Below are 18,825 nucleotides of genomic sequence, written 5' to 3'. Positions count from 1 at the left end.
CCCGCGGGGTCGTCGTCTCCCACGAGACCGTCCGGCAGTGGTGCGACCGGTTCGGTCCCGAGTACGCGGCCGCCCTGCGCCGCCGCAGGCCGCAGGCCGGCGATAAATGGCACCTCGATGAGGTGTTCATCAAGGTCGGCGGGGTGCGGCAGTACCTGTGGCGCGCGGTGGACCAGGACGGCAACGTGCTGGACATCCTGGTCCAGTCCAAGCGGGACGCGAAGGCCGCGAAGCGGTTCATGGCCAAGCTCATGAAGAAGCAGCGCCGCGTACCCAGGGTGCTGGTCACCGACAAGTACCGCTCCTACGGGCCGGCTCACCGGGAACTGATGGGCTCGGTGGAACACCGGTCTCACAAAGGGCTGAATAACCGGGCGGAGAACGCGCATCAGCCCACCCGCCAGCGCGAACGCGCGATGAAGTACTTCCGCTTACCCCGGTCGGCCCAGAAGTTCCTCGCCTCATTCAGTCAGATCTCGCCCCGTTTCCGGCCCCGACGCCATCTGATGGCCGCATCCGAGTACCGGGCCGAGATGAGCGTCCGCTTCGCTGTCTGGGACCGCATCACCGGCGTCACCACCCTGCCCACGGCGGCGTGAACCAGGGCCGTCACCCGGCCCCACCACGACCCACACACCTCAACCAACCCGCCAGCCCAACAAGTTGACAACGCCATCGGCACCTACAGTGCCCGGCCGGGGTACCGTCCGCGGTCCTGCGATCCAGTCCGAGGCGGGCGAGGTCTAGCCACCGTTCCCTCCACTGGATGAATCCACCCTCTGCTCGGCCTACCCAGCCGGCCCTCGGGGAAGGTCGCGAGGAACCGGCCTCGCGGACGGGCCGAAGCGTGCACCCGAGGGACGAGGACAGGGAGTCACCCAGCCATGACACAGCAATACTTTGACAAGGAGCAGTTGAAGGATCTGGTCGCCATCAGCGACTTCAAGGGCTTCCAGCCTGTGTCGACGGACAGCTACTCGGACGGCGAGATCCTCAAGACCATCATGGCCAAGGGTGGCATGAAGATGCTTTTGTTCTGCGCCATTCAGACCGCCGTTGTGGGGTCCGGAAACAAGGTTTTCGGCGAGTTCATCATGAATGGCGAGACGATCAACGTCAAGACCATCTACAAGGAGTTCGACGTCCGAGACGACCTGAGCCTGCAATCGAAAATCGACCCTGGTGAGCTGACGCCGCGCCGTCTGCAATGCTTCTACCGTGTCCAGATCAACGAGTATCTCCTGCAAAACCCGGATATTGCCCCGTATCTGTGGAAGAAGTTTTCCACTCTGAAAGAGGAGTTCCGGGCCATTACGTTTCCGGGTGCCGAGTCTCTGGTGGCAAACAAAGAGGAGGGGCTCTACCTGCTTGAGACGTACAAAACCCTCGATAACCGTCTGGATCTCAACATCGCTGAGCGCATCCGACGGGTTCTGCTCGCAAGGGGGATCATTACCATCCAGGACATCGTCGAATAGTGGCCGCGCCGCGGTCGGCGGGGGCCGTGCCGGGGCGCGGGGTGGTGTCGAGGTGGTCTATTCGGCGGAGAGCGCGGCGGCGGCCTGTTGGTCGGCGAGGCGGGCGGCGATGGCGGTGCGCAGTCCGTTGTCGGGGGCGCTGGTGCCGTCGACGTCGCGGCGCAGGTCGGCGAGGGTTTCGCGGAGGCCGGGTTCGAGTTCGTCGAGGTCGAGGCGGGCCCGCAGCGCGGAGCCCTGCGGCTTGGGTAGGCGGTCGGCGAGGGCGCGTTCGACGGCGTGCACGGCGCGGGTGGGGTCGGGTTCGGTGAAGTCGGCACCGGCCAGGCCGCTCGGCTTGGTCTGCTGGGTGGCGAGGTAGGTCGGCAGTTCGGTGCGGAGTGCGTGCAGGGTGTCGAGGTCGGCGCCCTTGATGACCTCGGGCAGGGTGCGGCCGGTGTCGAGCAGTGCGCGGGCGCGGTCCCATGCGCGGGTCTGCCGGGTCTCGGCGAGGAGCTGCTCGGCCGCGTCGCCGGCCGGGGCGGCGGTGGCCTTGTTGGCGACGGTGCGTACCAGGGTGGCGGCGGCGTCGGTTTCGCGCTGGATGCGGTCGAGGCCGGCGGCGGCCTGCTTGCGGGCGGCGCGCTCCAGTTCGGCGCGGCGACGGTGGTTGGCTTCGTTGGTCAGGTCGGGGTCGCGGAAGGTGCGGGCCTTGCCCAGTGCGGCATCCAGGCGGCGGCGCAGTTCGAAAGGTCGGTCTTGCGGGTCTGCTTGAGTCGGTGGGTGGCGGTGTTGGCGTCGATGTAGTCGGGGCCGGTAAGGGAGGGCATGGGGTCAACTCCGTTGGATTCGGGGGCGGTTCAGTAGGGGCGGATGTGGAGCGGGTGGCCGTCGGTGTCGAGGGGCGGGGTGCGGGCGGGGGTGAGGCCATGCCGTTCGGCGTAGCGGCGCAGGGCGTCGACCTCGGCGAGGTGGTCGCCGGGCGGACTGTCGGGCGCGTCCTCCTCGGTGGCTTGCTCGCCGGTCTTGCGGGCCTGGTCGTGGATGAGGGCGAGCCATCGGGCGTTGTCGGTGTAGAGGGTGCCCTCGACCCACCACGGGGCGGTGTGCACCATGCCGCGCTCGCCCATCGTGGGATAGGTGCTCAGCGGCCCGGAGCGGGCGTCAGGTGCGGTGATCTTGCGCCAGGGGATGCGGCGGTCGGCGGGGGTGCGGTCGTCCCACTGGGAGCGGTACACAGTGGCGGTGCTCACGGGTGGTGTCTCCTGGACGGCGGGTGGAGTCTGGCGGTGCGCGGGGGGCATGCGGCGGTGCGGCCGGTGAGCCGGTCGTACAAGGCGACGTCTTCGGTATAGACGCGGACGCGGTCGGCGTAACTCATGGATTCCAACGCTGCTGCTGTGATGGGTAGTTGGAAGGTCTCGACGGGCGGGTGTGTGTCGCGCTCGACCTGTTCGGCCCATTGTTGGTAGGCGGGGGAGAGGTAGTTGCCGATTTCCTGGACGCGGGGGCGCGGGGTGGCCTGGTCCTGGTGGAAGTTGTCGGCGGTGACGTGCGCGGGCTCGGTCACTGGGCGGCCTCGGCCTTCTGGTCAACGGTGATCAGGTGCAGGTGGGGGCCGCCGTACCGGCCGCGGGCGGCCTGCTCGCGGATCGGTGTGTGCACGAACCGTGGTTCAAAGTGCCCGGTGGGGATCGTGTGCATTTCGGTGTCGAGGTCGTCGAGCAGGACCGACAGGCGGATGCCGGTGCCGGTGGCGGAGACCTCGGCACCGTCGGGGAGCCGCAGCGACCGCGTGCGGCGGTAGCCCATGGCGCCGAACTCGGGTTGGTGGCCGTCGGTGCTGTCGGGGACTCCGGCGGCGGCCAGCAGCCGCGCGCCCTCGGCGATGGCGAGTTGTACCTCTCGGATGCGGTGACGAAGGCGCGCAGCGCATCGCGGGCGGCGATGTACGCGGCGGAGAGGCTGTCGGCGTCCAGCGGCCCGCCGGGCGCGGCCAACGCGTGGGCCTGGTCGCGGCGTTTGGTGCGCCGCTGCTCGGCGGCGGCCTGGGCGGCGCGCTCGGCCTTGCGGCGGGCGGCCTCGGCCCGCAGCGTGGCGAACCGGCCCAGCTCGCGCGCCTCGGTGACCTGCTGCGCGGTGATCTGTTCGTCTCCGTCGCGTACGCGCTCTTCCAGTGCGGCGAGCAACTGCTCGGCCTCGGCTACTTCCTGCTCGGCCTGCTTGATCTCGGGCGCCTGCTCGGGCCGGTCGGTGGTCGTGGTCGCGGTGGTCATGCTGCGCTCTGACCTCGGTGGTGGCGGTAGTGGTTCAGGGCGTCGGCGTCGATGGCCCACACGCGCGCTCCGACGCGGTCGGCGGGAAGTCGGCCGGCGGCGATCAGGGTGCGGACGTGCCGAGTCGAGCAGCCCATGAGGGCGGCGGCCTCAGCTACACACACCGTGGCCGACGTGGGGGCCGCGGTTCCGGTAGCGGAGGCGGCGCGATCGAACGGCGCGGTAACGGAATCGAACACCTCGGCGCGCTGTGCGGCCGTGTGCAGTGCGTACAGCACACGCCGGATGCCGGAGGTCACCTCGCCCCCGTCGGCGCGCACGCGGGCCGTCAGGTCGCGTACGAGGGCGCGCAGCACGTCACCGGCAACCGCGGCAGGCACGATCACGGCCCCGTCGGCGCGCGTCAGGTGCTCAGCGTCGGTATCGGGGTGGCTCATGTGTCAGCCCCCTGGCCGCCGTAGAGCGCCACGGGGCGCCCCTGGTCGTAGGCGGCGCACCACTCGGCGGCTACTGCGCGGGTGAGGCGTCCCATCATCGAGGTGTCATGCTCGGCGTCGAGTTGGGCCAGTGTGCGGACGAGGGTCGGCGGTGGCTCGGTGACGTGCTGGCCGCCGAGGGCGAGGCCGTCGTGCAAGACGTCGAGTACGTCGAGGGTGGGCAGACGCACGGTGCGGCCGTCGGTGAGGTGGTGGGTGTGCATGAGGCGGCGGCCATCGCGCTGTTTCTCGACGGCGACCAGGCGGCGGGATAGCGGGTCGGCGCGGCTCATCGGCGGCGGCCCTCCTCGTCGGCTTCAAGGACGGCGAGGCGCTGTTCGAGGTCGAGGGATTCGCGCAGTGACAGGCAGGCGTCGAGCAGCGTTCGGGCGGCCTGCACGCGCGCTTGCCCGCGTTCGTTGTCGAGGGCGTTGACCAGGGCGTTAACGGCTTTCGTCGATGCGGCGGCGAGGCGGCCGACGGCGAGGCGTAGCAACTCGGTCCGGTTGTCGGCGACTTCGCGCTGAAAGGCGGGGTCGTCGAGCCACCGCAAGATGGTGCGGCCGGAGACTCCGGCGGCTTTGGCGGCCTGTCCGTTCGTGCGTCCTTGGGCGAGGGCGAGCACGGCGGCGGGGCGGTTCCTACTGGTCACGGTCTTTGGACTCCAATCGGTCTCCCGCGCGCGGGTACGGTGCGACCGGTCGCGGTGCGGGGCGGGGTGCGGCCTCGCGCACGCGGCGCGAGACGCCGAACGACGCGGGCGGACATTCGGCGGTCGGGGATGTCTCTACGAGGGGCACGGCGTCAAGGTCGAAACCTGGGGTCACGCAGTCGGGTGGTCTTCGTTCGCTCGTTTCGCTTGGTGGGGAGATATCGATCCGGTCGAGTGGTTTCGAGACGGAGGAGGGCAAGGCATGGAAATCCCGGGAGTGGACGACGTCCTGGTGGAGGGACTGAAGGAGGGAATCGAGGGGTCGGTCCCCTTTGAAGGCTCCGAAGTGACGCCGGAGACGCTGGCGGCCCATAAGGAGAGCGTGGGCGATTTCCTGCACGGCAAGTGGAAGCAGGGGGTGCTGAAGGGCAGCTCTGCCGAGGAAGCGTTCGCTGTGCAATGCGACGAGAAGAACAACCCGCCGGCTACCCAGGCCAAGGGCATCGTGACGTGCCACATTGCCATCGCCCCGGTCCGTCCCGCGGAGTTCATCATGTTCGAAATCCAACAGACCACCTTTGAGACGGCCTGAATAAGCCTGCCGACGACGGGCGCGGTGCAGGGTTGTGGTGGGTTTTCCGAAACTCCCTACGTGCGCAGGCATGGGAAGAACCGGGAAACCCGCCACTACCCTGCACTTGCCTAGTCAGGGGCTTTCGTCATCGGTTCCGGCGAGCATCAAGTCGAGGTAGAACTGTCCGGCGCTGCGCTTCTTCTTCTCGTGTCCGCGCTTGGCCATCGAGTCGGCGAACGTGACCTCGCTCCCCCGGGGTCTCGCCGTTGTCGTGGCACCAGCGCGACCAGGCCGTGAACAGATCCCGGGCCCTGACGGCGCCATGGGGGGTGATGATGGCGCGTTCGTCGAGGAAGCGGGCCAGCGCGTCACTGGCGGCCTGGTAGGCGGCGGTGCGCATGCGTACGGCCTCGGGAGGGTTCAAGCCCTGGGCCTGGTAGTCGCGCCAACCGTGTTGCACCCAGGCGAGGATGGCGGGGGCCGCGCGCTTGAGCCGGTCGGGCAGTCCCGGGTCGCGGTCGTGCTCGGGGATGGTCACGTCGAACGGCACGACCAGGATGCGACGCCACACGGCCGGGTCGTCACCGGAGACGGCGGGCAGGAAGTTGGTCAGCATGACCAGCGTGTGGGACGGTCGAACGTGATCGGATTCTTGTGCATGAGGTTCGCCTCGATCGGGTCGCCACCGACCAGGCGTTTCATGGTGGCCTCAGCGAACCGCCGGCCCTTCTCGGTCTCCGAGCAGAACGCGAGGCGGGCACCACGAAGACGCATCTTGAACGCCCCGTGCCGCTCGTGCTTGGACTCCATGAGGATCGCCGGATCGACCTCGATCGCGTAGTCGCCAAAGGCCGACATGAGCGCGTCGCGGAGCGTGCCTTTGCCGTTGGCGCCGGTGCCGGTGAAGATCGGCATCACATGTTCACGGACCTCGCCCAACATGGCGTAACCGAACAGGCGTTGAACGAAACGGCGCACCTCCTCATCGGACAGGATGCGGGCGAGGAATGCGGCCCATTCGGCATCCGTGCCCTGAGCGAGGTGCCCGCCGGAGACTTTCGTGATCAGGTCGCCGCGGTCGTTGGGCTGCACGCTGCCGGTGCGCAGGTTCACGGTGCCGGTGGGGGTGTTGAACAGGTGTGGGTCGGCGTCCAGTGCTTTGGACGGGGTGGAGATCGGCGGCAGTGCGGATGCGATGCGCAGCATGTCCTCGATGCCGGCGGCGGATTCCGAGCGTCGTATGTCCTTGTAGAGGGCGTCGCGTTCTTGGCCGGTGAGGCGGTTGAGGTCGGCCAGGGCGGTTTTGACGGTGGTGACGGCGGCCTCGATGTCGGCGCGCTGCTCGTCGGCGGACCAGCGGGCCCCGTCCCAGCGGAACCAGCCCACCCCGTGTACGTGGCGTAGGTGGTCGGCGTGCTCAGTGAGGAATCGCTCGGCCATGCGCAGGTGTCCGCGGTGCCGCTCGGGGCCGGGCAGTGGCGCGTATGGCGCGGCGGACGGGGGAGTGTCGGCGGGTGTGGGCGGGGTGATCAGCATCCGTATCGCCGGGTCGAGCGGTGGGGCGGGCGTGTCGGGGATCAACGGGCCTTCTCCTGGGGGTGGTTGTGGGGGAGGTCGAGTTGTTCGCCGCGCGGGCCCACGTGGCGCCACCAGCCGGGGCGGCCGGGGGTGGCGACGGGCGGCCAGCCGGGGGTAGCCACGCCCGGACGTGCGGAGGCGCGCACGGTGCGGCGGGCGGCGAGTTCGTCGTGGGTCGGCCGGCGGGCGAGGCCGCCCACGAGGGTGCGGGCGTGGTCGTTGGCGTCCGCAGTGACGTACGCGAACCACTGCTCGGGATCGTGGGTCAGCAGGTCGTAGAGCCACGCCTCACGCGCGCTGTGGCGGCGCCACTGCTCGGCGGCGGTGAGGATCGCGACCGAACGGCGCGGGTCGCTCGCGCGCAACGCGCATCATGCGGGACTGCCGTACTCGGGAGCGTCCCGGACGTTGAGTGTGGTCACCTGGGCCGATGCCCACAGGGCTACCGGGTCGTGCGCGATCGTCTCGGGCGGTGCCGGGGAGAGGCGGGCACTGGGCGGCGCGGCGGGGCGATGCGTGGTCCGTGCGGTGCTCACGGGGCGGCCTGTCGGGTGTCGAACCGGGCGGCGAGGTCGGACTCGCTCCACCCCCGCCCCCGGCACCGGGCCACCTCGGCGGCGAGCTGGGCGGGCGTGAGGCTGTAGGTGCTCGGGCCGGGCGGCGCGGTCGGGCAGAGCAGTGGGTCACGGTGCCCGCAGGCGAGCGGGGGCAGGCGGTCGGCCGCATGGCGTCGCGCCGGGGCTATGGCGGGGTCCGTCATGCTGCTGCCTGTCTGGTGCAGGTAGTGGCGTGCGGACGGGCGCGGAAGACCAGGCGCAGCCGCTCACGCTGCCGCACACTCAGCGGCGGCGCGGCGTCCACCAACGCCCGTATCTGGTCGGCGTAGTCGTCGGCGGGGCGGGCGTGGTTCTTCGGCGAGGTGTCGCTCATGGGTCGGTACCTCCACGGTGTCTGGGCATGCGAAACGGCCACGAACCGCGGGGGTTCGTGGCCGTTCGGCGTAGGTGTGAGGTGGGTGTCGGGTCTACAGGTCGTGCTTCCAGGTGATCCGGATACGGGCGCCGGATCGCACCCGCTTGGTTGTCTCGGGCGGAACAAGGGCGGCCAGTTCGTCAGCCTCGGATTCCGCAGCACACAGACAGCACCACAGGCGCCGTCGGCGGTGATTCATCCCCGGGCGCTTTCTGCGTTGCTCACCTTGTGGACGGACCAGCCTGTGAGTTCGGAGAGTCGCCGATGCGTCATTCCCCGTGTCCCGTAGGCGCGCCGTATGGCGCGCAGGCGTCGGCCGAGTTCCTTTCGAGACTCCATACCGACTTGAAACGCGGGGTCCTTCGCCGTGAGTCTCGGCAGCATGGTTACGTCCATGAGTGCCTTGATCACCTCGCGTTGCTGGGTAAGAGGCAGCGTCGGCCAGATGTCGGCCACATCGGACCGGATGAGCCCCCGCAGCACGGGCGCGGTGCTGGCCTCCTCCGCTTACCGTTCGAGGGCTTCGGCCTCGGGTAGCAACTGCGCCTCGATCCGAGCGGCCATGGCCACGGTCATTTTCCCCTTGGCTACCTGGTCGGCGGTCTCGTCGAGGGTGGCGCGCTTCACGCTGGGTGTCAAAATGGGGGTGCTAAACGTCGAAGCGGAACGCCAGACAAACGACCACACACCGGCACGCGAGGAATGGATAGTGCGAGGGCACGCGGCCCCACAACCCACCCCGATGTGGCAGTTCCGCCGGATCCGCAAGTATCCACTCATCGGTGACCACCCGGTCGCAGCCTTGGTGCAGACGGTCCCCGACTGCACCAACATCGCGGACGTCATGCTCGCAGCGGAGTTGGAACACCGCATGCTCGGCATCCGCCGCTACCGCGCCAACCTGACACCCCAGCTCTCCAGCATCACCCTGCCCGGCGTACCCTTTGAACGCCCCCGCAACCAGCATTGCGCCGACGAGTGAGTCCCCTCCGAAGGCGATCGGAGCGCCGATTCTCGTCGACGAGAGCACCTTCCCGGCCTCTGCCCCGAACCCTTCCACGCGGCTGGCAAGGGCCTGGGATTCGAGCTGTACCGAATGATCGCCCAGGCAGTCGACGAATGCCGCACGGGTCAGCGGTGAGCAGCCATCGCTGACCGCGCTGCCCGCACACTACGGCTGCCACTGCGCGGTTCCGAACTTCCGCTGCAGCCTTACACGCCCGTCCTGAGGCAGGCTGGGAAGCGCTTACGGCTGTGCTGGGGGGTGTGGAAGCCTTTGGTGGAGACGGTTGGCACAGCAGATTGGGAAACGCTCCGAGTTCGCCGAGTCGCTTTGAGTGTCGGGAGCGATGCTGACTTTTTGCTGACTTTTCAGCGAGAACTCTGTGCCATCTTGTGATGATTTGATAGCGCCAGCGGGATCATTAATCCGCCAATAGGGTACAGTTCTGCCTGAGTTGACACTCTTCTTGGAGAACGCGAAGAACGTTGCGGATTTCGCTAATTCCTAATTAGGGGATTCGCGGGGACATGGACTACACCTGCATGCCCCTGGGGGAGCGACTCTACGATCTTCCCTGGTTGAGCGGCAAACATGCAGGTCAGACGGACTTTTCACGGCCCTTCGATCATGTGCAGGTGTGGCAGCGTGCGGCCCGGTCTGGCAGGGCTGGCGCTGACCCGATGCTGACTTTTCTGACGGCAAGTCAGGGAGGGTTCGGGCTCTCTTGGGCTAGCGGAGAACCCACATCATCTGGCGTGACCCGAGAGCAACTCGGGCCGACAGGCTGAAGGCCGGCACGCAGCATGCCGCCGGGCGGCCCCGTGCCACAGTCGTGCCAGATTCAGGGGTCAGCCACGGTCAACAGGGGTAGCTAGCGGACGCACTCGTGCCTGCTAGCTCGGTTAGCGAAGTCGAAGGTCCCGCGCCCGACGACCCAGCCTCGCTCCTAAAGCGGTTCCCGATCAGGGCGTGAGGGTATCGAAGCCGACATGAGCGATGATCAGAGGAATGCGTTACGCGACCTTGTCAGTCACTTGGGCGCCGGTATCCGCGATCCGCATTACCGACCTGCGTACGACGCAGCCGCGAACATCTGCTCCGGTGTCTACGAGATGATCCCCGTAGACGTCCACGACCTCGTGCACGAAGCAGTCATGGCCGGATACGCAGCCGCGCTTAGCGATCTGGAGGAAGGCAAGCTGGACGACCAGGTTCGAGAGCGGTCCGAAGTCCTCGAATGAGCTGTGACTCCAGCTGGATGGTGCTGTTCTTCGGCAGCAGTTTGCCGGAGTGGGCGGCAGCGTCGATCTGTGTGACGTGCCAGCCGCCCATGCGGAACTGGCCTCGCATGCGCAGAAGGCGATCGGGGCGCAGATCATCGGCTTCGACATGATTCTTCACCAGGGTGTGCCGATCGTCGTCGACGAGAACACCTTTCCCGGCTTCTACCCCGAACGAAACTCCTCCCCTATGGCGCGCACTACTGCAGCTCCCCGCTCTGCGAGCTCCTCAGGCCCCACCAGCCGAACCCGGATGCAAAGGTGACACCACGCACACCCGTCGGGCAGCCGCGCACGTATGAACTGCTTGCACAGGTCGCTCTCCGAGGAGCTTGCACGTCAGACGCCGGTCAGCCAGAAGAACACGTGAACATCTGAGTGGGTGAGTGGTATTCGGTCATGTCCCCTGCGGGGCTTGGGCTGCAGGCGAAACGATCGTGCGACAGTTCCCGGTTGTGTGGCCGCGCCGCATTGGGGCCCTGACCTCCGACGGAGGGCACGGTGCATACGGCCAGCGCCGAGCGGCGTGGAGTGGGTTTTCGGCCACGGAGCGCTGTAGCGAGGGGCTAAGAGCTTGCAGATCATCAAGGTGTTGCTTCCCGTCCCATGGCTCGTTGATGTGGTATGCGCATCCCGAACGAGACCCGTACCCAACTCGCCATGAAGTTCGTGGCGTTGTTCCCGCATCTGGATGAGCGGCAGCGACGGCTGCTGATGGCCGCAGAGGCCCGTGTCCTGGGACACGGTAGTGTTCGGGCCGTCGCGCGGGCGGCCTCGGTGAGTGAGACCACGGTCCGCAAGGGCGTGTTCGAGCTGGAGACCGGCGAGGAACCTCTGGGGCGGGTGCGGCGGCCGGGCGGAGGCCGCAAGAGGGTCTCAGATCTCGATCCGGGGCTGCGGCCAGCACTGCTGGCGCTGGTCGAGCCGGACGAGCGCGGTGATCCGATGTCGCCACTGCGGTGGACGGTGAAGTCGACCCGCACCCTCGCGCAGGAGCTTGCCCGGAGCGGGCACAAAGTCAGTGCGGACACCGTCGCAGACCTGCTGCGGGAGGAAGGCTTCAGTCTGCAGGCCAACGCCAAGACCATCGAGGGCAGCCAACATCCGGACCGGGATGCCCAGTTCCGCTATCTCAACGAGCAGGCCCGCGATCACAGGGACACCGGCCAGCCGGTGATCAGCGTGGACACCAAGAAGAAGGAACTCGTCGGCGAGTTCAAGAACAACGGCCGCCAATGGCGGCCTGCGACTGATCCGATGCCGGTGAACGTCCATGACTTCGCCGACCCACAACTGGGCAAGGCCGTCCCGTACGGGATCTACGATCTCGCGGCGAACACCGGCTGGGTCAACGTGGGCACCGATCACGACACCGCCGCGTTCGCGGTGGAATCGATCCGCCGCTGGTGGTGCGGCCAGGGCCGGGCCGCCTACCCGCAGGCGACACGACTGCTCATCACCGCCGACGCGGGCGGCTCAAACGGCTACCGCACCCGAGCCTGGAAGCTCGAACTCGCCCGGCTCGCGGCCGAAACAGGACTGACGATCACCGTTTGCCACCTGCCGCCGGGCACATCGAAGTGGAACAAAATCGAGCATCGGCTCTTCTCGCACATCACCATGAACTGGCGCGGCCGCCCGCTGACAAGCCACGAAGTCATCGTCCAGTCCATCGCCGCGACTACCACCCGCACCGGACTGTGCGTCACGGCCGAGCTGGACACCAACATCTACCCAACCGGAGTCCAGATCGGCGACGCGGAGATGGCGTCCCTGCCACTGACCCGACACGCCTTCCATGGCGACTGGAACTATGCCGTGCATCCCCTGCCGTGCCCTGCCGTCCCAGCGCCCCGGGCTCCGCAGAAGCCGGCTCCGGAGTGGGACCATGCTCTGCTGTCTGACCCCGTCCTGACCGGCATGTCCCGGCAGCAACTGAGCGATCTCACCGACACTTTGGCCGTCGACGGCGACGTCTAGCGCGGCCGCCCGCCCCGGCTCGCCTTCCCCGACCAGGTCCTGGCGGCCGTCCTTCACCTGCGGGTCGCCCTGGCCGCGGAACCCCTCGCGGTGCTGTTCGACAGCAGTCGGACTGCCATGCACCGCACTCTGCTGAAGATCAGGAGGTTGCTCAAGGCGCACAGCATCGTCATCCCGCCGGCGGCCACCCCGCCCGCCGTCTTCACAGCCCTCCAAGCTCGGGTTCGAGCTCAAAGCGACAACCCCAACAGCATGATCAAGACGACGTGTTAATGATCTGCAAGCCCTTAGCCGTTCGCCGTACGCCAGGCGCTCGTCTAGATATTCGCGCCTTCCTTGCTCGACGCTCAGGCCGGCCGGGAACTGGCGGGAACCGCCTTCGCCGTGGAGGAGTCTGCGGATCGAGCGGTTGCGGTTCTGGCTTGTGCAGCCGGTCGTGGGCGGCTGGCAGAATCTCCAAGAGTGCCCTCGCGGCCGCGGGGTTCAGCTCGGGCGGCTCCTTGTCGGCCGCAACTCCGGCGCCCCGGCTCCTCCGACACCTCGGCGTGTACGACAGCCCGGCCCCTTGCTTCACGACGGGGCCCGCCTCCCGGACGGCCGGGAGGCGGGCCCCGGTCTCCTACTGGAAGCCGCGGCCGGAGGTGGGCAGCAGTCCGAGGGAGACGGCGCCATCGGCGAGTTCGGAGGCAGGCTGTGGAGCCACGGCCTCCGTCACCGGGGGCTTGGTGTAGGCCGGGTCCTTGGCGAGATCTGATACGAACTCGTTGAGCTTTTCGTCGGTGATGCCGGCCATCAGGAAGACGTGAGCGTAGGGCCGGCGGATGGTGAGCTTTCCTTCGCTGTCCGGGAAGAGGACGTCCATCGTGGACAGTGACCACTTGGCCACCGTCTCGTCGCTGGGCCTGCGGAAGCGCACGGTCAGGGCGCCCTCGGTACGGGCCGGCCACAGTTCCAGGCCCTTGGAGTTCTCCAGGTCGACGAGCCGCTCCTCCATACGGATGGCGAGCGTCTGGGCCCGGTGGATCCGGTCCACCTGGTCCTTGTAGGAGTGGCGGGCCAAGTGGTCCCAGACCGCCAGAGGGGAGAAGCCGTTACGGGACCCTGCGAAGGTGGTGTCCAGGGAGCCGATGTACTGGACTTGGCTGGGCGGCATGAGCTGGTACTTGACCTTGGTCATCATGACACCGCACGGCATGGGGGCGCCCGGCCATTTGTGGCCGCTCATCACGAGGGAGCAGACCATGTCGACCTTCTCGTTCTTCGAGGTCGGCAGCTTGATTCCGAAGTCGAATTCCGGCAGATCCACGTCAGGCGTCCAGCCGAACTGTGCGTCCCGGTAGGCCATCCGCATGAAGGGCGCGTAGGCGGCACCGAGAGCTCCGTCGACATGGATCCAGAATCCACGGCGGTGGTCGATCTCGGGCTCTCCGGTCTTGGCGTTGATGTAGCGCACCGGGCGGTCGATCAGACCGTGCTTCTCGAAGAGGGGCAGCAATCGCTTGGACACGCCACGGACATCGTCGTAGGCGCCCTTGAAGGTGGAGCCGTAGTTGAGGCTGACCATGATGGGGTGGCCCTTGGCCGCGAAGAACTCCACCAGGGTCGCCAGCGCGTCGATGTCGATGGAGCCAGGACCGTCTGCGGCCGTCTCTGACGGGCCGATGCGGGAGGGCACCTCGGTGGGCCACTCCGCCAGCGGATGACCGTCCTTGTCCGTCAGCGGACACTGCCCCTTGTACAGGGTCTCCCCGACCGCGTGGAAGGTTTCCAGGTTGAGGATCCGCACCGCCTTGGCGAAGGAGTAGTGGGTGTCCTGGGAATAAAAGACGACGGGACGGTAGGCGTTGGGGTTTTCCGGGGCGACGGCCTGGACCCAGCGCAGCGGAGATGTGAGCGTGTCCTGGGCCTCAGGGGTCTCTTCCACGATCAGCGCTTTACCGCTGAGGTAGTCACGAGCGTTCCACAGGGCGTACATGTTCCCCTCGGTGGAGCCCATCGAGAGCATGTAGCCCCAGTAGGACTCGCGGTCCTTGGGGTCGTACGGCCACTTGGCGTGCCACAGAGCGGCGTAATAGTCGAGTACGGCACGTTCGACGACCTTGGTGTTGACCTTCAGACCACCGCTGGTGAACGGGTCGCCGATGTTGTTGATGTGGTTCTCCAGGAACCGGCCGAGATCCAACGGGTACCCGTTCATGTCCTCGGTGACCTGATAGCCCAGTAGGTGTTGGCGCTTCTCGGCGAGGTGCAGCTCCATCGCGCTGAGGGCCTTACGGCGCCGGGCGTCGCTCAGCCCGTCGGCCGGGAGCTCGAAGTCGTGGTAGTCCAGGCCCGGTTCCTGCGGGTAGCTGACGTTGGGATCCCCGACCGGCGGGGAGACGAGGGAGGTTTGCCCGTTGGACAGGCCCTGCGCCGCGAGGGCCTCCTCCCAGGTGTGGCCCTCCGGGCCGAACGGGATCTGCGGGATCTTCTGGGTGCGGGCGGTGATCTCTGTCATGGGAGACTCCTGAGGGTGCTGTAGGGGCAGGGGTGGGACTTAGGGGTAGGGGTAGGGGAGCCGTGACCGGTGCTCCGGCTGTCTGCGGTGGCGGGCCGGTCAGTCCTGGGGACGGTGGTAGTTCTCCAGCTAGGCAGGTGTGGGCATCGATTCCCGGTAAGACTGAAGGGGGCCGTAGGTCTGGCGGACGGGGATGACCCCTGTCCGTGACCCCTGTCCACTCGCTGTCCTCGCCCGGCGCCGGCTCGTAGGCGTGACCGGGTATCCGTGGTGGACGAACCCGACGTGCCAGCTGAAGCCTTCGCGGCGGCGTCTGGTCACTGCGGACACCGGCTCCCGCTGACATCGGCTCCCGCGGGCACGGCAAGCATCTGCAGCAGATAGCTTTCGGCCAGGGTCATCGACTCCAGCTCGTCAAGGCTTACGCTCTCGCCGGTGGCGTGGATGCGGCACAGAGGCTCCTCACACCCGATAAGCAGCACCGTAGCCTTCGGGTTGATCTCCTGAAGGAGACTTGCCAGCGGAATGGACCCGCCCTGCCCGGCGTGCTGCGCCTGTGTGCCCGGGTACGCCTTCTCCATGGCCTGCCTGGCCACCTCGTACCTCGGCTGCCGGGTCTCGGCCTGGAAGCCTTTGCCCTTGCCCAGTCCCTCACTTGAAACCTGGACGTCCACGTTGGCCTTCCACGGGTTGACGCTCTTCAGGTATGCGGTGAGCTGATCGACGGCACGCTGTGGATCCTCCTGGGGGGCGATGCGCATACCGACCCGCGCGGTCACCGTGTCCCGCAGTTGGTTGGCGGGATGGTCCATTGGCGGGACGCCCTTGAGGCCGACCACATTGAGGGAGGGCTTGGTGTACAGCCGGCTGCCCAGGGAACCGGTGCCGATCAACTTTACGCCGTCCAGTACGCCGGCGTCCGAACGGAACTGCTTTTCTTCCGGTTCCAGGTCCGTCCATTTCCCCTGAACCAGACCGGGGACGGTGACATTTCCGTCGTCGTCATGCAGTCGGGCCAGAATACGCACCAGTGCCATAAAAGCGTCCGGCGCCGGGCCGCCGTACATGCCGCTGTGACATTCGGCCTTCAGGGTGCTAACCGTGACATCCACCTCCACCACTCCCCGCAGAGATGTGGTGAAGGTCGGCTCACCGATTTTATGGTTACCAGTGTCCGCGATGACGATCACATCCGCCGTGAAGAGCTCCCGGTGTTGCTTCGCATAATTCTCCAGCGCCTCCCGGCCTGTTTCCTCCTCTCCCTCCAGTACGACCCTCAGGTGAACCGGCGGCTTCCCGTCGAATGCCTGGACGGCGCCTGCGTGCATCACGACGCCCGACTTGTCGTCGGCGGCACCGCGACCGGTCATGCGCCGGGCCTTCGCGTCGATCACCGGGCGGAATGCTGTATCGCCCCAGTCTCCGGGCGGCTGCACGTCATAGTGCGCGTAGAGCAGGACCATGGGCGTCCCGGGAGGCGCGCCCGCACACTCGTACTGCGCGTAGACCAGTTTGGCCTCGCCCTCGCCGAGAGACTTCAGTTCGGCGTCTTTGAGCCCGGAATCCTTCAGCAGTTTCTGCGCCGCGCCAGCCGCGTCGTCCACCCCCTGCAGGCTCCCGTTTTCGCCATACACGGAACGGATTTTCACCAAGGACTGGAGGGCGTCGATCAACCCGCCCATCAGACTCCTGACCTTCGCCCGAAGCTCCGGTCCGTGCGAGGCATCTGCCGCGGTTGCATTCATTTCGGCTCCCGTGACCCTTCATTCAGGAAGACATGCGAATGCCGTACCGCACGATTACCGAGAGAGTCCCCATCAGGGCATTGCGCGGTCAACTCGGCCGAGCTTAGGGCGTCTTGCATGCCTACCTTCGCGACTGGCCGCGAGGCAACCCGATCGAGCTACCGCCTGCGACATGCACCGGAAGGTCGACGAAATTGAAATTCGTCCACGAATCACTCGCTGAAACGTATCTGCAAGCCGCACGGTTCCGCCACGGACCACCCGTAAGAATTTCCTTTCTTCCGACGCCACCTGACGATTTCATGTCGCGGGGGACCGTGAACCCGTCCCAGTCCGGTTGAAGTCGGCGCAGCAGCCGAGGATTGCGGCCGACCCGCACGCCGGGCAACTCGTTGTTCCAGGAGAGGCGTGCCCTGCACGAACTCGTCCACCGCCTCGCTCCCCCCGGACCTGCCTGTCGGCCATATGGGGGCTCTTCGAAAGTTCCCCGGCAGCCGCGTGGGAGGCGGCCCTGGAAGCCGACAGGCGCGGCGGCTCCTTTTCCGAAGGCCACGACGCGCTCTTCCGATTCATCCTCGACCACCATCGTCATCGATAACCTGCGCACGACCGGGCTGCGCTGCATCGACGAAATGCGCATGGCGCGCTGACCTCGCGATTGCCACAAACGTCAGGCCCAAAGAGGAGGAGACAGTGCGTAACAGGAATCCACGGATGCCTGCCACAGTGCCCGCGGAAGCAGGTGCCTCGGGGGTCGGCGGCGGTGCCGCAGCGGCGGGGAAGCAGTACCCCACGAAGGCCTCCAGGGGGCCGGGTGCTTCGGGCGACAGTGCGCTGCGGGTACAGACGGTGTTGTTCGACGGGGCCGAGGAGCAGGACTTCATTGGTCCGTACGAGGTTTTCTCGGCAGTGGGGTACCTCCGGGAGGACGCCGTCCGGATGACGTATGCGGCGCTCGGCGGACCCCGCACCGTCACGGCCGCCCACGGCACGCGAATCGTGGTGGATTCGGGCTGGTCTCCCGAGTCCACCGACATCCTTCTCGTGCCCGGAGGCGGCTGGAACCGCGAGGGGCCCGGTGTAACGGAAGAGATCAAGCGGGGTGACCTGCCCCGGGCCCTGGCATCAGCTGTGCAGACCGGGCTGACGATCGCCTCCGTGTGTACCGGTGCCATGCTCTTGTCCGCTGCCAAACTCACCCAAGGGCGTTCCTGCACGACCCACCACTTGGCCCAGCAGGAGCTGGTCAAGGAGGGCGGCATCGTGAAGGACGCCCGCGTCGTGGACGACGGCGATCTGGTCACGTCGGGCGGCGTCACTTCGGGGCTCGACCTGGCCCTATGGCTGGTGCAGCGCGAGGTCGGGTCCGATCTCGCGGTGGAGCTGGAGGCCCTGTTGGAGTACGAGCGGCGCGGCACGGTCTGGCAGTCGTGACAGACACCTCAGGGGTCTCGCTCGTCATGCCGCGATCCCGAGTGCGGTGGGGGAGGGCCGTGCCTTCGTCGAAAAGCCACCGCTGCTGGAGGCAGTGGTACAGCCGGCCGATCACGCTGGCGAGCCGTGCGGGGTGGCCGACCGGTGCGCGTGCATCCCGTCGATGTCCCGGCCGGCCATCCCGCGAAGCCAGGCGGCCCGCCGGAGTCGACCGCCCGTGTTGTCCACCTGGTCTGCCGCTATTGAGGTGCGATCGTCTTGAGCCAGTCGTCGACGGTGACGACTTCCGCCCACTGCGGGAACAGTCGCTCGATGAGGACCCGGTGCACCTCTGGGTCGGTGTCCAGGCAGGCGTCGGGGAGGACGGTGAGGCCGAAGTCCAGGTCGTTCGCCTGGCACAGGGTGGACAGCACCACAGCGCTGGTGGCGATGCCGGTGAGCACGAGGCTGTCGATGCCGCGTGCCCTCAGCACTACGTCGAGATCGCTGCCCGAGAACGCGCTCGCCCGCCTCTTGGTGACCACCACGTCGTCTGGGTAGGGTGCGACCTCGGGGTGGATCTCGGTGCCTGGGGCGCCCTCGACGCAGAGGCCGGCCCGTGCGATGGCAGTGAGCGCCTTGTTGCGCGTGCCGACTTCCGGGAATCCGGGACGTAAGGCGATGACCACGTAGATCACGGGTATGTTCGCTGCCCGGGCCCCGTCGATCGCCCTGCGTAGGCGTGGCAGGTATCCGGAGCCGTCGTCGGCGATGTCCACGATGGCCTGTTGGACGTCCATCACGAGAAGGGCGCTGCTCATATCGTCTCCAGGAACGAAGTCGGTTCGGCGTTGAAACGGGCCGGGCTCTCCATGTTCGGATGCTACGCGGCCTCGGGCACGCTAGTGGTGCGCCCGTCGGGCAA

Annotated in this window: 26 protein-coding genes and 1 pseudogene; 10 read left to right on the top strand and 17 right to left on the bottom strand. The window is 67.3% G+C overall.

Annotated elements, in window-relative coordinates; genetic code table 11:
- On the top strand, positions 1 to 599 hold a 599-nt coding region (locus SNA_RS28190), incomplete at its 5' end, for an IS6 family transposase (protein ID WP_044367360.1).
- Positions 600 to 884: 285 nt separating this feature from the next.
- Positions 885 to 1,478 carry a hypothetical protein gene (locus SNA_RS28185; RefSeq protein WP_030064166.1) on the top strand — a complete coding sequence of 198 codons (594 nt, stop codon included), beginning with the start codon at positions 885 to 887 and terminating at the stop codon, positions 1,476 to 1,478.
- Between the two features lie 57 nt (positions 1,479 to 1,535).
- Here SNA_RS28185 and SNA_RS28180 read toward each other — a convergent pair whose 3' ends face one another.
- A complete protein-coding gene (locus SNA_RS28180) occupies positions 1,536 to 1,760 on the bottom strand; it encodes a hypothetical protein (RefSeq protein WP_030064165.1) in 225 nt (74 codons plus the stop codon).
- Positions 1,761 to 1,859: 99 nt separating this feature from the next.
- Between SNA_RS28180 and SNA_RS28175 the strand changes: the two genes are divergently transcribed.
- Positions 1,860 to 2,261 (top strand): hypothetical protein, encoded by a 402-nt coding sequence (locus tag SNA_RS28175; RefSeq protein ID WP_157880129.1) that lies wholly within the window; start codon positions 1,860 to 1,862, stop codon positions 2,259 to 2,261.
- Positions 2,262 to 2,314: 53 nt separating this feature from the next.
- On the opposite strand, the gene SNA_RS28170 is transcribed toward SNA_RS28175, so the two are convergent.
- Genes SNA_RS28170 through SNA_RS28160 form a run of 3 tightly spaced genes read right to left on the bottom strand, consistent with a single transcriptional unit; the run spans position 2,315 to position 3,266 of the window.
- Positions 2,315 to 2,707, bottom strand: coding sequence for a hypothetical protein (locus tag SNA_RS28170; RefSeq protein WP_030064163.1), 393 nt, complete (start codon positions 2,705 to 2,707; stop codon positions 2,315 to 2,317).
- Positions 2,704 to 3,024, bottom strand: coding sequence for a hypothetical protein (locus SNA_RS28165; protein ID WP_030064162.1), 321 nt, complete (start codon positions 3,022 to 3,024; stop codon positions 2,704 to 2,706). Before SNA_RS28165 ends, SNA_RS28170 begins: the two co-directional genes overlap by 4 nt.
- Positions 3,021 to 3,266 carry a hypothetical protein gene (locus tag SNA_RS28160; protein WP_030064161.1) on the bottom strand — a complete coding sequence of 82 codons (246 nt, stop codon included), beginning with the start codon at positions 3,264 to 3,266 and terminating at the stop codon, positions 3,021 to 3,023. The genes SNA_RS28165 and SNA_RS28160 overlap by 4 nt, the downstream gene beginning before the upstream one ends.
- Positions 3,267 to 3,457: 191 nt before the next feature.
- Here SNA_RS28160 and SNA_RS28155 point away from each other — a divergent pair, with 191 nt between their 5' ends.
- A complete protein-coding gene (locus SNA_RS28155; protein ID WP_030064160.1) occupies positions 3,458 to 3,742 on the top strand; it encodes a hypothetical protein in 285 nt (94 codons plus the stop codon).
- Here the strand turns inward: SNA_RS28155 and SNA_RS28150 are convergent.
- From SNA_RS28150 to SNA_RS28140, 3 genes are read right to left on the bottom strand one after another with little or no spacing between them, the layout of a single operon-like run.
- On the bottom strand, positions 3,727 to 4,167 hold the full coding sequence (locus tag SNA_RS28150) for an excisionase family DNA-binding protein (RefSeq protein ID WP_044367358.1): 441 nt from the start codon (positions 4,165 to 4,167) through the stop codon (positions 3,727 to 3,729). The two genes, SNA_RS28155 and SNA_RS28150, sit on opposite strands and share 16 nt — an antisense overlap.
- Positions 4,164 to 4,499, bottom strand: coding sequence for a hypothetical protein (locus SNA_RS28145; protein WP_030064158.1), 336 nt, complete (start codon positions 4,497 to 4,499; stop codon positions 4,164 to 4,166). The genes SNA_RS28150 and SNA_RS28145 overlap by 4 nt, the downstream gene beginning before the upstream one ends.
- Positions 4,496 to 4,858 carry a hypothetical protein gene (locus tag SNA_RS28140; RefSeq protein ID WP_157880128.1) on the bottom strand — a complete coding sequence of 121 codons (363 nt, stop codon included), beginning with the start codon at positions 4,856 to 4,858 and terminating at the stop codon, positions 4,496 to 4,498. The genes SNA_RS28145 and SNA_RS28140 overlap by 4 nt, the downstream gene beginning before the upstream one ends.
- Positions 4,859 to 5,120: 262 nt before the next feature.
- Here SNA_RS28140 and SNA_RS28135 point away from each other — a divergent pair, with 262 nt between their 5' ends.
- Complete coding sequence (locus SNA_RS28135) at positions 5,121 to 5,450, top strand: hypothetical protein (protein WP_030064156.1); 330 nt, start codon at positions 5,121 to 5,123, stop codon at positions 5,448 to 5,450.
- A gap of 127 nt (positions 5,451 to 5,577) precedes the next feature.
- On the opposite strand, the gene SNA_RS44850 is transcribed toward SNA_RS28135, so the two are convergent.
- The 7 genes from SNA_RS44850 to SNA_RS44840 all read right to left on the bottom strand — a co-directional run bounded on the left by SNA_RS44850 (position 5,578) and on the right by SNA_RS44840 (position 8,621).
- Positions 5,578 to 6,048, bottom strand: a complete 471-nt coding sequence (locus SNA_RS44850; RefSeq protein WP_051877167.1) for a hypothetical protein — start codon at positions 6,046 to 6,048, stop codon at positions 5,578 to 5,580.
- The gene (locus tag SNA_RS44845; RefSeq protein WP_157880127.1) at positions 6,042 to 6,872 is read right to left on the bottom strand and encodes a DNA primase family protein; all 831 of its coding nucleotides are present in this window, start codon (positions 6,870 to 6,872) and stop codon (positions 6,042 to 6,044) included. The genes SNA_RS44850 and SNA_RS44845 overlap by 7 nt, the downstream gene beginning before the upstream one ends.
- Before the next feature lie 137 nt (positions 6,873 to 7,009).
- On the bottom strand, positions 7,010 to 7,375 hold the full coding sequence (locus SNA_RS28125) for a hypothetical protein (protein ID WP_063752428.1): 366 nt from the start codon (positions 7,373 to 7,375) through the stop codon (positions 7,010 to 7,012).
- A gap of 6 nt (positions 7,376 to 7,381) precedes the next feature.
- Positions 7,382 to 7,546, bottom strand: coding sequence for a hypothetical protein (locus SNA_RS43445; protein WP_198535151.1), 165 nt, complete (start codon positions 7,544 to 7,546; stop codon positions 7,382 to 7,384).
- Entirely contained in the window at positions 7,543 to 7,770 is a 228-nt protein-coding gene (locus SNA_RS28120) for a hypothetical protein (RefSeq protein ID WP_030064155.1), read from the bottom strand. Before SNA_RS28120 ends, SNA_RS43445 begins: the two co-directional genes overlap by 4 nt.
- Positions 7,767 to 7,940 carry a hypothetical protein gene (locus SNA_RS42845; protein ID WP_157880126.1) on the bottom strand — a complete coding sequence of 58 codons (174 nt, stop codon included), beginning with the start codon at positions 7,938 to 7,940 and terminating at the stop codon, positions 7,767 to 7,769. Before SNA_RS42845 ends, SNA_RS28120 begins: the two co-directional genes overlap by 4 nt.
- A gap of 549 nt (positions 7,941 to 8,489) precedes the next feature.
- A complete protein-coding gene (locus SNA_RS44840) occupies positions 8,490 to 8,621 on the bottom strand; it encodes a hypothetical protein (RefSeq protein ID WP_275042036.1) in 132 nt (43 codons plus the stop codon).
- A gap of 70 nt (positions 8,622 to 8,691) precedes the next feature.
- Between SNA_RS44840 and SNA_RS28115 the strand changes: the two genes are divergently transcribed.
- The 4 genes and pseudogenes from SNA_RS28115 (at position 8,692) to SNA_RS28105 (ending at position 12,518) form a co-directional block, all read left to right on the top strand.
- Positions 8,692 to 8,964 (top strand): hypothetical protein, encoded by a 273-nt coding sequence (locus SNA_RS28115; RefSeq protein ID WP_198535150.1) that lies wholly within the window; start codon positions 8,692 to 8,694, stop codon positions 8,962 to 8,964.
- Between the two features lie 1,010 nt (positions 8,965 to 9,974).
- On the top strand, positions 9,975 to 10,226 hold the full coding sequence (locus tag SNA_RS28110; protein ID WP_044367356.1) for a hypothetical protein: 252 nt from the start codon (positions 9,975 to 9,977) through the stop codon (positions 10,224 to 10,226).
- Positions 10,227 to 10,275: 49 nt separating this feature from the next.
- Complete coding sequence (locus tag SNA_RS42840; protein ID WP_157880125.1) at positions 10,276 to 10,530, top strand: hypothetical protein; 255 nt, start codon at positions 10,276 to 10,278, stop codon at positions 10,528 to 10,530.
- A gap of 359 nt (positions 10,531 to 10,889) precedes the next feature.
- Positions 10,890 to 12,518: pseudogene (locus SNA_RS28105) on the top strand (ISAzo13 family transposase).
- Between the two features lie 346 nt (positions 12,519 to 12,864).
- Here the strand turns inward: SNA_RS28105 and SNA_RS28095 are convergent.
- On the bottom strand, positions 12,865 to 14,742 hold the full coding sequence (locus SNA_RS28095; protein WP_051877164.1) for a PLP-dependent aminotransferase family protein: 1,878 nt from the start codon (positions 14,740 to 14,742) through the stop codon (positions 12,865 to 12,867).
- A 317-nt stretch (positions 14,743 to 15,059) separates the two neighbouring features.
- Positions 15,060 to 16,487: a M20/M25/M40 family metallo-hydrolase gene (locus SNA_RS28090; RefSeq protein ID WP_044367352.1), complete on the bottom strand. Its 1,428-nt coding sequence runs from the start codon at positions 16,485 to 16,487 to the stop codon at positions 15,060 to 15,062.
- 714 nt (positions 16,488 to 17,201) lie between these two features.
- On the opposite strand from SNA_RS28090, the gene SNA_RS28085 reads away from it, so the two are divergent.
- On the top strand, positions 17,202 to 17,921 hold the full coding sequence (locus SNA_RS28085) for a DJ-1/PfpI family protein (RefSeq protein WP_030064148.1): 720 nt from the start codon (positions 17,202 to 17,204) through the stop codon (positions 17,919 to 17,921).
- A gap of 239 nt (positions 17,922 to 18,160) precedes the next feature.
- Here SNA_RS28085 and SNA_RS28080 read toward each other — a convergent pair whose 3' ends face one another.
- Positions 18,161 to 18,721 (bottom strand): cysteine hydrolase family protein, encoded by a 561-nt coding sequence (locus SNA_RS28080; RefSeq protein ID WP_030064147.1) that lies wholly within the window; start codon positions 18,719 to 18,721, stop codon positions 18,161 to 18,163.
- Positions 18,722 to 18,825 lie beyond the last annotated feature (104 nt).

Source organism: Streptomyces natalensis ATCC 27448, assembly GCF_000935125.1.
Classification (GTDB): domain Bacteria; phylum Actinomycetota; class Actinomycetes; order Streptomycetales; family Streptomycetaceae; genus Streptomyces; species Streptomyces natalensis.
This window is presented reverse-complemented; position numbering and strand designations above follow the sequence as displayed.

Bases quoted from the DNA above. Each gene is read 5' to 3' on its own strand.
- SNA_RS44850 (WP_051877167.1), bottom strand. From the start codon at position 6,048: ATGCTGACCAACTTCCTGCCCGCCGTCTCCGGTGACGACCCGGCCGTG.
- SNA_RS44845 (WP_157880127.1), bottom strand. From the start codon at position 6,872: ATGGCCGAGCGATTCCTCACTGAGCACGCCGACCACCTACGCCACGTA.
- SNA_RS28145 (WP_030064158.1), bottom strand. From the start codon at position 4,499: ATGAGCCGCGCCGACCCGCTATCCCGCCGCCTGGTCGCCGTCGAGAAA.
- SNA_RS28085 (WP_030064148.1), top strand. From the start codon at position 17,202: ATGCCTGCCACAGTGCCCGCGGAAGCAGGTGCCTCGGGGGTCGGCGGC.
- SNA_RS28090 (WP_044367352.1), bottom strand. From the start codon at position 16,487: ATGAATGCAACCGCGGCAGATGCCTCGCACGGACCGGAGCTTCGGGCG.
- SNA_RS28185 (WP_030064166.1), top strand. From the start codon at position 885: ATGACACAGCAATACTTTGACAAGGAGCAGTTGAAGGATCTGGTCGCC.
- SNA_RS28095 (WP_051877164.1), bottom strand. From the start codon at position 14,742: ATGACAGAGATCACCGCCCGCACCCAGAAGATCCCGCAGATCCCGTTC.
- SNA_RS28160 (WP_030064161.1), bottom strand. From the start codon at position 3,266: ATGGGCTACCGCCGCACGCGGTCGCTGCGGCTCCCCGACGGTGCCGAG.
- SNA_RS28120 (WP_030064155.1), bottom strand. From the start codon at position 7,770: ATGACGGACCCCGCCATAGCCCCGGCGCGACGCCATGCGGCCGACCGC.
- SNA_RS28080 (WP_030064147.1), bottom strand. From the start codon at position 18,721: ATGAGCAGCGCCCTTCTCGTGATGGACGTCCAACAGGCCATCGTGGAC.
- SNA_RS28150 (WP_044367358.1), bottom strand. From the start codon at position 4,167: ATGAGCCACCCCGATACCGACGCTGAGCACCTGACGCGCGCCGACGGG.
- SNA_RS42845 (WP_157880126.1), bottom strand. From the start codon at position 7,940: ATGAGCGACACCTCGCCGAAGAACCACGCCCGCCCCGCCGACGACTAC.
- SNA_RS28135 (WP_030064156.1), top strand. From the start codon at position 5,121: ATGGAAATCCCGGGAGTGGACGACGTCCTGGTGGAGGGACTGAAGGAG.
- SNA_RS28110 (WP_044367356.1), top strand. From the start codon at position 9,975: ATGAGCGATGATCAGAGGAATGCGTTACGCGACCTTGTCAGTCACTTG.